We start from the raw sequence: 11682 nt of genomic DNA, 5'->3' as shown, positions 1-11682 counted from the left end.
CGAGCCGTTTCCCATTTGTGAAAAAGGCATCAAATCCCAGGCCTGAAAAGACGCATCAGCGTCGCATCAGGCATCGGAACGCAACCGCCGGATGCGGCGTGAACGCCTTATCCGGCCTACGAGTCGCTTCCCATTTGTGAAAAAGGCATCTAATTTCAGGCCTGATAAGACGTGTCAGCGTCGCATCAGGCAGTGGGGGCCGGGGAGCGGAGCGATACAGAGATTTACTCTTCCAGCGGATACGGCAGTGGCTCGATATGCAGTGTGTTCGCATCGTCACGCACGCGGAAGATGCTGTCTGGCTCCATATCGTTATTCATGACGACCTGCACCACGACCTGACCATCTTCCCGTTTTACCGCAGCCAGCACAGTTCCGGTACGGCGCCAGTTTTCGCCCATTTTCAGCTCTAAATCTTCACCTGCCTCCGGCAAACGGCTGGCGTGACCTACAAGCAACCAGAGTGCGCGTTTGTTGGCGCCACGGAATTTTGCTCGCGCCACCATCTCTTGCCCGGTATAGCAACCTTTCTTAAAGCTGATACCGCCCAGCGCCTGGAGGTTGGTCGCCTGGGGGATAAACTGCCCGCTATTGGCGGCATCAATCACCGGGAGACCTGCTTCAATGTTTAATGCCAGCCATTGTTGGCTATTGTTCAGTTCCGCTTCACCGCGAAGTTTATCGACCAGTGTATTGGCGGTAGCTTCATCGGTGACGAGCAGAAAACGTTCTGCTGGATGTTCAAACCACAGCAGAGTGGTTGCGCCTTCTCTGACCACCTGTTTTTCCTTCGAAGGCAGTTCGCTAAAGAGATTTGCCAGCGCGGCGCGCGCCTGAAAACCAGCAACGCCGAGCAGCACACGTTCGCCGTCTGGTGCGATGGTCACTTTAGAGAACACTGCATATTTTTTCAGTTCAGTGAGCTGCGACTCGCGTACGCTACGGCGTTCAATCCACGCAAAGCCATCGCCGTCGCGGAACAGACGTAAATTGCTCCACATCTTACCTTTGGCATCGCAATGGGCGGCGAGCAGATGCTGGTCTTCCGTCATCTGACAGACATCAGCCGTCACCTGGCCTTGCATATATTTTTCGCTGTCCGCGCCGGTAATGGTGGCAAGCGCCCAGTCATCAAGCGTCATCAGAGTCAGCGGTAAACGGGCAGAAGCCGTAGGCTGACGGGGAGGAAAAGGAGTAAAAGCCATATTGGAGTCCTGTTTTACAAACGGCGTAATAATGACTAATGGTAAAAGAGCTATGGGGCATTGCAAGAGCTTTCACTACGCGATCTGTGCCTTCTGCCTGGCTTTGCGAGGCGACTTCCAAAAAAATGAAGCCAGTGAATTATTGTGGATTCATTTCGCGATCGCGATAGTGTTTCCTGATATTCCCGCAAAAGAAGTCGAAAAACACGTTACAATAGCCAGGTACTGGATTTTCGTGAGACAGGAAGAAGATGGACATTAACAATAAAGCCCGCATTCACTGGGCATGCCGCCGTGGTATGCGCGAACTCGATATTTCAATCATGCCGTTTTTTGAACATGAGTACGATAGCTTAAGCGATGACGAAAAACGCATCTTTATTCGACTGCTGGAGTGTGACGATCCCGATTTATTCAACTGGTTGATGAATCACGGTAAACCGGCCGACGCAGAACTGGAAATGATGGTCCGACTCATCCAGACACGGAACCGGGAACGTGGTCCTGTGGCAATCTGATTTGCGCGTCTCCTGGCGCGCACAGTGGCTCTCCTTGCTGATTCATGGGCTGGTTGCCGCTGCTATTTTACTCATGCCCTGGCCGCTAAGTTATACCCCGTTATGGATGGTGTTGCTTTCGCTGGTGGTGTTTGATTGCGTCCGCAGTCAGCGGCGCATTAATGCTCGTCAGGGGGAGATTCGCCTGTTGATGGATGGGCGTTTACGTTGGCAGGGGCAGGAGTGGAGCATCGTCAGAGCGCCGTGGATGATTAAAACTGGCATGATGTTGCGTTTACTCTCTGATAGCGGCAAACGTCAGCACCTGTGGCTGGCAGCCGACAGTATGGATGAAGCTGAATGGCGGGATTTGCGGCGAATTTTGTTACAACAAGAGATACAGTGACGGCGAAGCAAATACGCTAAGCCGCCAGTCACATCACATCAGGCGTAGTGAGCTGCCATTTCATTGAGGATTTGCTCACACCAGCTCTGAATACGCTCGTCGCTAAGGTCATACTGGTTAGTTTCATCCAGCGCCAGACCAACAAACAGTTGCCCGTCAGCAATCACCGGTTTTGGGCTGGTAAACTCATATCCTTCCGTTGGCCAGTAGCCGACGAACTTCACGCCTTTGGTCGAGAGTTTGTCATGCAGCATACCGAGCGCATCGAGAAACCACTCACCGTATCCCAATTGATCGCCAAGCCCATATAGCGCAACAATTTTACCTTCGAGGTTCAGGTCGTCGAGTTGATCCCAGACCGCTTCCCAGTCTTCCTGAATTTCGCCAAAATCCCAGGTCGGGATCCCGAGAATGAGCACATCGTACTGCTCCATTAATTTCGGGGAATCGTCCTTGAGGTTATGTAAGGTCACCAGTTCTGGGCCGATAATATCGCGGATTTTTTCTGCCGCCATTTCGGTGTAACAGGTGCTGGAACCGTAAAAAAGACCCATATTCATCACGTAAGCTTCTCGATTCTGCTGTGGCTTTTGCGGCTAGTGTATCAGAATCGCTTTAGTCACGGCACAATAAGGCATAATAGATCAAATGGGTAACAATAAGGGGCGCAAGTGAAACAGGATCTGGCACGCATCGAGCAGTTTCTTGATGCCCTGTGGCTTGAAAAAAATCTGGCAGAAAATACTTTGAACGCTTACCGGCGCGATCTGTCAATGATGGTAGAGTGGTTGCATCATCGCGGGCTGACGCTGGCAACGGCGCAAAGCGATGATTTGCAGGCATTACTGGCAGAGCGGCTGGAGGGCGGGTATAAGGCCACCAGTTCAGCGCGTTTGCTGAGTGCGGTGCGTCGATTGTTCCAGTATCTTTATCGCGAAAAGTTTCGCGAGGACGATCCCAGCGCGTATCTTGCGTCGCCAAGATTGCCCCAGCGTTTGCCGAAAGATTTAAGCGAAGCGCAGGTTGAACGATTGTTGCAGGCGCCGCTAATCGATCAGCCGCTGGAGTTGCGCGATAAGGCGATGCTTGAAGTACTGTATGCTACCGGGCTGCGCGTCTCTGAACTGGTTGGGCTGACGATGAGCGATATCAGCCTGCGTCAGGGCGTGGTGCGGGTAATCGGTAAAGGCAACAAGGAGCGGCTGGTGCCGTTGGGTGAAGAGGCGGTTTACTGGCTGGAAACCTATCTGGAACACGGACGCCCCTGGCTACTGAATGGCGTGTCGATTGATGTGCTGTTTCCCAGCCAGCGCGCGCAACAGATGACGCGGCAGACTTTCTGGCATCGCATTAAACATTATGCTGTGCTGGCAGGGATTGACAGCGAAAAGCTGTCACCGCACGTGTTGCGTCATGCCTTTGCCACCCATTTGTTAAATCATGGTGCGGACCTACGCGTGGTACAAATGCTGCTGGGCCATAGCGATCTCTCCACGACTCAAATTTATACGCATGTCGCCACCGAGCGTCTGCGGCAACTTCATCAACAACATCACCCGCGGGCGTGATGGTTGAAAAGAACAGGAAAATTTATGAAGAAAAGCTTTATGTTGTTTACTCTGTTGACTGCGTTTTCTGGCTTTGTTCAGGCGGATGACGCGGCAATACAGCAAACGTTAACCAAAATGGGCATTAAAAGCAGCGATATTCAGCCCGCGCCCGTTGCAGGTATGAAAACCGTACTGACTGACAGCGGTGTGTTGTACATCACCGACGATGGTAAACATATCATTCAGGGGCCAATGTATGACGTTAGCGGCACGGCCCCGGTTAATGTCACCAATAAGATGCTGTTAAAGCAGCTGAACGCGCTTGAAAAAGAGATGATCGTTTATAAAGCGCCGCAGGAAAAACACGTCATCACAGTGTTTACTGATATCACCTGTGGTTACTGCCATAAACTGCATGAGCAAATGGCAGACTACAACGCGCTGGGGATCACCGTGCGTTATCTTGCCTTCCCGCGCCAGGGGCTGGAGAGCCAGGCTGAGCAACAAATGAAAGCTATCTGGTGTGCAAAAGATAAAAAGAAAGCGTTTGATGATGTGATGGCAGGTAAAGCAGCCACTCCGGCAAGTTGCGATATCGATATTGCCGACCATTACGCACTGGGCGTCCAGCTTGGCGTCACTGGTACTCCAGCGATTGTACTGAGCAATGGCACACTTGTTCCGGGTTACCAGCCGCCGAAAGAGATGAAAGAATTCCTCGACGAACATCAAAAAATGACCAGCGGTAAATAATTCGCGTGAAACAACAGATACAACTTCGTCGCCGTGAAGTCGATGAAACGGCAGAATTGCCTGCGGATTTGCCGCCCTTACTGCGCCGTTTATATGCCAGCCGGGGGGTGCGCAATGCGCAGGAACTGGAACGCAGTGTTAAAGGTATGTTGCCCTGGCAGCAACTGAGTGGTGTAGAGAAAGCCGTTGAAATTCTTTACAACGCCTTTCGCGAAGGAACGCGCATTATTGTGGTCGGTGATTTCGATGCCGATGGCGCAACCAGCACTGCCCTCAGCGTACTGGCGATGCGTTCACTTGGCTGCGCTAATATCGACTATCTGGTGCCGAACCGTTTTGAAGATGGTTACGGCTTAAGCCCGGAGGTGGTCGATCAGGCCCATGCCCGCGGCGCGCAGTTGATTGTCACAGTTGATAACGGCATTTCCTCTCATGCGGGTGTTGAACATGCCCGCGCGCTGGGTATTGCGGTTATTGTTACCGATCACCATTTGCCGGGCGATACGTTACCCGCGGCAGAAGCGATCATTAACCCTAACTTGCGCGACTGCGATTTTCCGTCGAAATCTCTGGCAGGCGTGGGCGTGGCGTTTTATCTGATGCTGGCGCTACGCACTTTTCTGCGCGATCAGGGCTGGTTTGATGAGCGCGGTATCGCAATTCCTAACCTGGCAGAATTGCTGGATCTGGTGGCGCTGGGGACAGTGGCGGACGTCGTGCCGCTGGACGCTAATAATCGCATTCTGACCTGGCAGGGGATGAGTCGCATTCGTGCCGGAAAGTGCCGTCCGGGGATTAAAGCGCTGCTGGAAGTGGCAAACCGCGATGCGCAAAAACTCGCCGCCAGCGATTTAGGTTTTGCGCTGGGGCCACGTCTCAATGCTGCCGGGCGACTGGATGATATGTCCGTTGGTGTGGCGCTGTTGCTGTGCGACAACATCGGTGAAGCGCGCGTGCTGGCAAATGAACTCGACGCGCTAAACCAGACGCGAAAAGAGATCGAACAGGGAATGCAGGCTGAAGCCCTGACCCTGTGCGAGAAACTGGAACGCAGCCGTGACACGCTACCCGGCGGGCTGGCAATGTATCACCCTGAATGGCATCAGGGTGTTGTTGGCATTCTGGCATCGCGTATCAAAGAGCGTTTTCACCGTCCGGTTATCGCCTTTGCCCCTGCGGGCGACGGTACGCTGAAAGGTTCTGGTCGTTCCATTCTGGGGCTGCATATGCGCGATGCGCTGGAGCGGCTGGACACGCTCTACCCCGGCATGATGCTTAAGTTTGGCGGCCATGCAATGGCGGCCGGGCTGTCACTGGAAGAGGATAAATTCGAACTCTTTCAGCAACGCTTTGGCGAACTGGTGACTGAGTGGCTGGACCCTTCACTATTGCAAGGCGAAGTGGTGTCAGACGGTCCGTTAAGCCCAGCCGAAATGACCATGGAAGTGGCGCAGTTACTGCGCGATGCTGGCCCGTGGGGACAGATGTTCCCGGAACCGCTGTTTGACGGTCATTTCCGCCTTCTGCAACAACGACTGGTAGGCGAACGCCATTTGAAGGTCATGGTTGAACCGGTCGGCGGCGGCCCGCTGCTGGACGGCATTGCCTTTAACGTTGATACCGCCCTTTGGCCGGATAACGGCGTGCGCGAAGTGCAACTGACTTATAAGCTTGATATCAACGAGTTTCGCGGCAATCGCAGCCTGCAAATTATCATCGACAATATCTGGCCAATTTAGCGTCATCTTCTCTATAAAAAAGAGTGTGGATTGGGTACAATCCCGCTCTTATCACCGCATTTTGACTAGCTCAAGAAAAGAAATCAGACCATGTTTGAAATTAATCCGGTAAATAATCGCATTCAGGACCTCACGGAACGCTCCGACGTTCTTAGGGGGTATCTTTGACTACGACGCCAAGAAAGAGCGTCTGGAAGAAGTAAACGCCGAGCTGGAACAGCCGGATGTCTGGAACGAACCCGAACGCGCACAGGCGCTGGGTAAAGAGCGTTCCTCCCTCGAAGCCGTTGTCGACACTCTCGACCAAATGAAACAGGGACTGGAAGATGTTTCTGGTCTGCTGGAACTGGCTGTAGAAGCTGACGACGAAGAAACCTTTAACGAAGCCGTTGCTGAACTTGACGCCCTGGAAGAAAAACTGTCGCAGCTTGAGTTCCGTCGTATGTTCTCCGGCGAATATGACAGCGCTGACTGCTATCTCGATATTCAGGCCGGCTCCGGTGGTACTGAAGCACAGGATTGGGCGAGCATGCTTGAGCGTATGTATCTGCGCTGGGCGGAATCGCGCGGTTTCAAAACTGAAATTATCGAAGAGTCAGAAGGTGAAGTGGCGGGTATCAAATCCGTAACTATTAAGATTTCCGGCGACTACGCATATGGCTGGCTACGCACTGAAACCGGTGTTCACCGTCTGGTGCGTAAAAGCCCGTTCGACTCCGGCGGTCGTCGCCACACGTCGTTTAGTTCTGCGTTTGTTTACCCGGAAGTCGATGACGATATCGATATCGAAATTAACCCGGCGGATCTGCGCATCGACGTTTATCGCGCATCCGGCGCGGGCGGTCAGCACGTTAACCGTACCGAATCTGCGGTGCGTATTACTCACATCCCGACCGGGATTGTGACTCAGTGCCAGAACGATCGTTCCCAGCACAAGAACAAAGACCAGGCCATGAAGCAGATGAAAGCGAAGCTTTATGAACTGGAGATGCAGAAGAAGAATGCCGAGAAACAGGCGATGGAAGATAACAAATCTGATATCGGCTGGGGCAGCCAGATTCGTTCTTATGTCCTTGATGACTCCCGCATTAAAGATCTGCGCACCGGGGTTGAAACCCGCAATACGCAGGCCGTGCTGGACGGCAGCCTGGATCAATTTATCGAAGCAAGTTTGAAAGCAGGGTTATGAGGAACCAACATGTCTGAACAACACGCACAGGGCGCTGACGCGGTAGTCGATCTTAACAATGAACTGAAAACGCGTCGTGAGAAGCTGGCGAACCTGCGTGAGCAGGGGATTGCCTTCCCGAACGATTTCCGTCGTGATCATACCTCTGACCAATTGCACGCAGAATTCGATGGTAAAGAGAACGAAGAGCTGGAAGCGCTGAATATCGAAGTGGCCGTTGCTGGCCGCATGATGACCCGTCGTATTATGGGTAAGGCTTCCTTCGTTACTTTGCAGGACGTTGGCGGTCGCATTCAGTTGTACGTTGCCCGTGACGATCTGCCGGAAGGCGTTTACAACGAGCAGTTCAAAAAATGGGACCTCGGCGACATCCTCGGCGCGAAAGGTAAACTGTTCAAAACCAAAACTGGCGAACTGTCTATCCACTGCACCGAGCTGCGTCTGCTGACCAAAGCACTGCGTCCGCTGCCGGATAAGTTCCACGGCTTGCAGGATCAGGAAGCGCGCTATCGTCAGCGTTATCTGGATCTCATCTCTAATGATGAATCCCGTAACACCTTTAAAGTGCGCTCGCAGATCCTTTCTGGCATCCGCCAGTTCATGGTAAATCGCGGCTTTATGGAAGTTGAAACGCCGATGATGCAGGTGATTCCAGGCGGTGCGGCAGCACGTCCGTTTATTACCCACCATAACGCGCTGGATCTCGACATGTACCTGCGTATCGCGCCGGAACTGTACCTCAAGCGTCTGGTGGTTGGCGGCTTCGAGCGTGTGTTCGAAATCAACCGTAACTTCCGTAACGAAGGTATCTCCGTACGCCATAACCCAGAGTTCACTATGATGGAACTCTACATGGCTTACGCAGATTACAAAGATCTGATCGAGCTGACCGAATCGCTGTTCCGTACTCTGGCACAGGATATTCTCGGTAAGACGGAAGTAACCTACGGCGACGTGACGCTGGACTTCGGTAAGCCGTTTGAAAAACTGACCATGCGTGAAGCGATCAAGAAATATCGCCCGGAAACCGACATGGCGGATCTGGACAACTTCGACTCTGCGAAAGCGATTGCTGAATCTATCGGCATCCACGTTGAGAAGAGTTGGGGTCTGGGCCGTATCGTAACTGAGATCTTCGAAGAAGTGGCAGAAGCACATTTGATTCAGCCGACCTTCATTACTGAATATCCGGCAGAAGTTTCTCCGCTGGCACGCCGTAACGACGTTAACCCGGAAATCACTGACCGCTTTGAATTCTTCATCGGTGGTCGTGAAATCGGTAACGGCTTTAGCGAGCTGAACGACGCAGAAGATCAGGCGCAACGTTTCCAGGATCAGGTTGCCGCGAAAGAGGCGGGCGACGACGAAGCGATGTTCTACGACGAAGATTACGTCACCGCGCTGGAACATGGCTTACCGCCAACTGCGGGTCTGGGGATTGGTATCGATCGTATGGTGATGCTGTTCACCAACAGCCACACCATCCGCGACGTGATTCTGTTCCCGGCGATGCGTCCGGTAAAATAAGCATTACGCTACGCTTACAACCCCGGCAATCGTCGGGGTTGTGACTGTTGGCGAATGCAAAATTGCCTGATGCGCATACGCTTATCAGGCCTGCATCGCCTCTGCAATATATTGAATTTTTGCGACGTTGTAGGCCGGATAAGGCGTTTACGCCGCATCCGGCATGAAATAGCGAAAACATTGTCACCCCGGCAATCGTCGGGGTTTTTTATTTACGCTGGGCAAATGCAGACAACCGTTTTTTGGCTTCGCTATTTGTCGCTTGCATTACCATCCATGGGCTGAATGCCCACGGCGTGGCATCGATACCGCGTAATACCTGCGCTAAATCACACCACTGATAATCCATTACTTCATCATTGTTGGGCTGTAACGCGCTGGTAATTCGCGCGGCAAATACCGGACAGACTTCATTTTCGACAATGCCATTCGGGTCGGTGGCGCGATAGTAGAAGTCTGGATAGATCGGTTCGGGGGGCGTTATTTCCACGCCCAGTTCAAAGCGGCAACGGCGGATCACTGCCTCTTCATTACTTTCTCCTTGCTGTGGGTGGCCGCAAACCGAGTTGGTCCACACGCCGGGCCACGCTTTTTTGCTCAATGCGCGGCGGGTGACTAATAGTTGTTTTTCACAGTTAAAAAGCCAGCATGAAAATGCCAGATGTAATGGGGTATCAGCCGTGTGGGCGGCGTACTTTTCCAGCGTACCCGAGGGGACTCCCTGTGCATTCAGTAAAATGACGTGTTCCGTTTGCATAATTTCTCACATGTAATTCTAATCACTCATCATTATAGATAACAGAAGAGTGAAATGATTAACTATGTGAGTGTTTATCGGCATCTGTCTGTAGCGAACAGATGCCGACAGGGAAAGGCAATTAAAAAAGCAGCATCATATATTTGAAGCGGCTTTCAATGGCCATCGCAACGCAGTCAGATATGACAGGAATAGAGAGAGTAAAGAGCAACAGCAGACTGAATATCGCGCGTATTAAAAGATTCATATCATTCACCATGCTCATTTTTCTTTAGCTTGCGCATCAGAAGCCACATACGTACTGTTCTGACTTTCAAATTTTTATCAGCAACAGATTCTTTAACCAGATCGGCATGATGCTGATAGCCATTAAAGAAGACGTTCAGCACAACGGCGCTAAGGGTTGCCAACATAATGCCGCTATGCAGCAAGGGTTGCAGTACGGTCGGCAACTTAGAAAAGAAATCATGAGAAAGCGTTGGGGTCATACCAACACCGAGGCTGATCGCGACAATGTACAAGTTGTAACGGTTAGTGGTGTAGTTACAGCGGGACAGAATACGAATCCCTGTAGCCAGAACCATACCGAACATCACCAGGCCCGCACCACCCAACACGAATTGCGGTATGGAAGCCACCAGTACCGCCATTTTCGGCACCATGCCGAACAGGATCAAAATGATACCGGAAGCAATGCACACCCAGCGACTGTGCACGCGCGTCACGCTAACCAGGCCGACGTTTTGCGAAAATGACGTATGTGGGAAGCTGTTAAACGTACCGCCAATCATTGTCCCCACGCCATCTACTCGTAGCCCGCGAATGATGTCCTGCGATGAGAGTTTGCGACCGACTATTTCGCCCAACGCAAGGAACATTCCCATCGATTCGATAAATACGATGATGAGTACGGCTGTCATGGTCAGAATTGAAACGGGATCGAAAATTGGCACGCCAAACGACATCGGTGTGACAATTGCAAACCACGATGCATCATACAGCCCGGATAAATTCACTTCATTCATCATCCACGACAGAAAAAAGCCAAATACAATCCCCAGTAATACGGCGACGTTGGACATAAATCCTTTCGCATAGCGAGTGATGAGCAGGATGAAAATTAAAACGGCGAAGGAGATCCCTAAATAAACGGGATTACCATATTGCGGATTGCCTTTACCGCCTGCGGCCCAGTCAATGCCGACCTGAATGATGCTAAGACCAATCGAAGTAATGACTACCCCGGTTACCAGCGGCGGGAATAAAGGCATTAAGCGACCGATAAGCGGCGCCAATAATGTGGTGATAAATCCCGCTGCGATAGTAGCGCCAAAAATCCCCAGTAGCCCAATATCCGGGTTCATCCCGATAGCAATCATCGGCGTCACGGCAGCGAAGGTCACCGACATAATGACAGGCAAGCGAATCCCCATAAAACGACCGATGCCTATACATTGCAATAACGTGACGATACCACAGCAAAAGAGGTCGGAACTGATGAGCATTGCAATAGCCTCTTTAGAGAGGCCGAGTCTGTCGCCAATCATCAGCGGTACAGCGACCGCGCCTGCATACATAACAAGTACGTGCTGCAGACCGAGTATGATCAGCTTTCCAGGTGATAATATGCGGTCAACTTCATCAGTAGGGCGTTCTTGCCCTGAAGATGAGGGAATTGAGAATCTATGGCGCTCATGCGTCTCTCCTTAAGCTCGCCAGATTAAAAAGCAACCGTTTACCTTTATGAAACTGAATAAACACATGCTCGTGGAATGCCAGTTTTAGCGAGGAGGCGAGGTTATAAGGTGGAAATGCGGAGGCAATCACATAATCGCCTTTAAACAGAACTGGGGAGAAAATAAATGGGGAGTGAAGTTATCTCTAATTTTCTCATATTGATATTTCTTTAATCATTCTGGCACGTCAAACTCTCATATTTATTGCTTTTTATCCTGAAACGTCTATTTAGGGGGATGAGGAGCAATTAATGAAAACGGCATAGATTGCGAGGCAATAATTTGACCTGACTCGCAAAATTATAATTAAAACAGACTTGCGG

General features: G+C 51.5%; 12 protein-coding genes and 1 pseudogene. 8 read left to right on the top strand and 5 right to left on the bottom strand.

Translation table 11 applies throughout. The features are described from left to right. Window positions 1-224: 224 nt before the first annotated feature. Window positions 225-1205 carry a tRNA-modifying protein YgfZ gene (gene ygfZ, locus EA14781_RS18595; protein WP_000886057.1) on the bottom strand — a complete coding sequence of 327 codons (981 nt, stop codon included), beginning with the start codon at window positions 1203-1205 and terminating at the stop codon, window positions 225-227. A gap of 31 nt (window positions 1206-1236) precedes the next feature. Here ygfZ and EA14781_RS24990 point away from each other — a divergent pair, with 31 nt between their 5' ends. Genes EA14781_RS24990 through EA14781_RS18580 form a run of 3 tightly spaced genes read left to right on the top strand, consistent with a single transcriptional unit; the run spans window position 1237 to window position 2108 of the window. Then, on the top strand, window positions 1237-1467 hold the full coding sequence (locus EA14781_RS24990) for a hypothetical protein (protein WP_000181267.1): 231 nt from the start codon (window positions 1237-1239) through the stop codon (window positions 1465-1467). After that, the gene (sdhE, locus tag EA14781_RS18585) at window positions 1457-1723 is read left to right on the top strand and encodes an FAD assembly factor SdhE (protein ID WP_000354046.1); all 267 of its coding nucleotides are present in this window, start codon (window positions 1457-1459) and stop codon (window positions 1721-1723) included. The genes EA14781_RS24990 and sdhE overlap by 11 nt, the downstream gene beginning before the upstream one ends. Then, window positions 1704-2108 carry a protein YgfX gene (locus tag EA14781_RS18580; RefSeq protein WP_000244763.1) on the top strand — a complete coding sequence of 135 codons (405 nt, stop codon included), beginning with the start codon at window positions 1704-1706 and terminating at the stop codon, window positions 2106-2108. Before sdhE ends, EA14781_RS18580 begins: the two co-directional genes overlap by 20 nt. A 38-nt stretch (window positions 2109-2146) precedes the next feature. Here the strand turns inward: EA14781_RS18580 and fldB are convergent, their stop codons facing one another. Continuing rightward, the gene (gene fldB / locus EA14781_RS18575) at window positions 2147-2668 is read right to left on the bottom strand and encodes a flavodoxin FldB (protein WP_001055873.1); all 522 of its coding nucleotides are present in this window, start codon (window positions 2666-2668) and stop codon (window positions 2147-2149) included. A 111-nt stretch (window positions 2669-2779) separates the two neighbouring features. Between fldB and xerD the strand changes: the two genes are divergently transcribed. The 5 genes from xerD to lysS all read left to right on the top strand — a co-directional run bounded on the left by xerD (window position 2780) and on the right by lysS (window position 8866). Beyond that, window positions 2780-3676 carry a site-specific tyrosine recombinase XerD gene (xerD, locus tag EA14781_RS18570; protein WP_000806644.1) on the top strand — a complete coding sequence of 299 codons (897 nt, stop codon included), beginning with the start codon at window positions 2780-2782 and terminating at the stop codon, window positions 3674-3676. A 24-nt stretch (window positions 3677-3700) separates the two neighbouring features. After that, the gene (dsbC, locus tag EA14781_RS18565) at window positions 3701-4411 is read left to right on the top strand and encodes a bifunctional protein-disulfide isomerase/oxidoreductase DsbC (RefSeq protein ID WP_000748106.1); all 711 of its coding nucleotides are present in this window, start codon (window positions 3701-3703) and stop codon (window positions 4409-4411) included. Between the two features lie 5 nt (window positions 4412-4416). Further along, window positions 4417-6150 carry a single-stranded-DNA-specific exonuclease RecJ gene (recJ, locus tag EA14781_RS18560; protein WP_000813237.1) on the top strand — a complete coding sequence of 578 codons (1734 nt, stop codon included), beginning with the start codon at window positions 4417-4419 and terminating at the stop codon, window positions 6148-6150. Between the two features lie 90 nt (window positions 6151-6240). Beyond that, window positions 6241-7339, top strand: a protein-coding gene (gene prfB / locus EA14781_RS18555) for a peptide chain release factor 2 (RefSeq protein ID WP_095522726.1) whose coding sequence is annotated in 2 segments (ribosomal slippage) — window positions 6241-6315 and window positions 6317-7339 — 1098 coding nt in all. Because the reading frame shifts where the segments join, the coding sequence is not laid out codon by codon here. Between the two features lie 9 nt (window positions 7340-7348). Beyond that, window positions 7349-8866, top strand: a complete 1518-nt coding sequence (lysS, locus tag EA14781_RS18550) for a lysine--tRNA ligase (protein ID WP_000003073.1) — start codon at window positions 7349-7351, stop codon at window positions 8864-8866. Between the two features lie 208 nt (window positions 8867-9074). Here the strand turns inward: lysS and idi are convergent, their stop codons facing one another. The 3 genes and pseudogenes from idi to uacT all read right to left on the bottom strand — a co-directional run bounded on the left by idi (window position 9075) and on the right by uacT (window position 11319). Then, the gene (idi, locus tag EA14781_RS18545; RefSeq protein WP_001192776.1) at window positions 9075-9623 is read right to left on the bottom strand and encodes an isopentenyl-diphosphate Delta-isomerase; all 549 of its coding nucleotides are present in this window, start codon (window positions 9621-9623) and stop codon (window positions 9075-9077) included. A gap of 121 nt (window positions 9624-9744) precedes the next feature. Then, window positions 9745-9870, bottom strand: coding sequence for a protein YqfG (gene yqfG / locus EA14781_RS18540; RefSeq protein ID WP_032275372.1), 126 nt, complete (start codon window positions 9868-9870; stop codon window positions 9745-9747). A 1-nt stretch (window position 9871) separates the two neighbouring features. Next, window positions 9872-11319: pseudogene (gene uacT, locus EA14781_RS18535) on the bottom strand (urate/proton symporter UacT). Window positions 11320-11682: the final 363 nt, after the last annotated feature.

This window comes from Escherichia albertii NBRC 107761 = DSM 17582 (genome assembly GCF_000759775.1).
Lineage (GTDB): Bacteria > Pseudomonadota > Gammaproteobacteria > Enterobacterales > Enterobacteriaceae > Escherichia > Escherichia albertii.
This window is presented reverse-complemented; position numbering and strand designations above follow the sequence as displayed.

Excerpts from the sequence above, each read along its gene's own strand:
- idi (WP_001192776.1), bottom strand. The coding sequence starts at position 9,623 with ATGCAAACGGAACACGTCATTTTACTGAATGCACAGGGAGTCCCCTCG.
- dsbC (WP_000748106.1), top strand. The coding sequence starts at position 3,701 with ATGAAGAAAAGCTTTATGTTGTTTACTCTGTTGACTGCGTTTTCTGGC.
- ygfZ (WP_000886057.1), bottom strand. The coding sequence starts at position 1,205 with ATGGCTTTTACTCCTTTTCCTCCCCGTCAGCCTACGGCTTCTGCCCGT.
- EA14781_RS24990 (WP_000181267.1), top strand. The coding sequence starts at position 1,237 with ATGACTAATGGTAAAAGAGCTATGGGGCATTGCAAGAGCTTTCACTAC.
- lysS (WP_000003073.1), top strand. The coding sequence starts at position 7,349 with ATGTCTGAACAACACGCACAGGGCGCTGACGCGGTAGTCGATCTTAAC.
- yqfG (WP_032275372.1), bottom strand. The coding sequence starts at position 9,870 with ATGAATCTTTTAATACGCGCGATATTCAGTCTGCTGTTGCTCTTTACT.
- sdhE (WP_000354046.1), top strand. The coding sequence starts at position 1,457 with ATGGACATTAACAATAAAGCCCGCATTCACTGGGCATGCCGCCGTGGT.
- fldB (WP_001055873.1), bottom strand. The coding sequence starts at position 2,668 with ATGAATATGGGTCTTTTTTACGGTTCCAGCACCTGTTACACCGAAATG.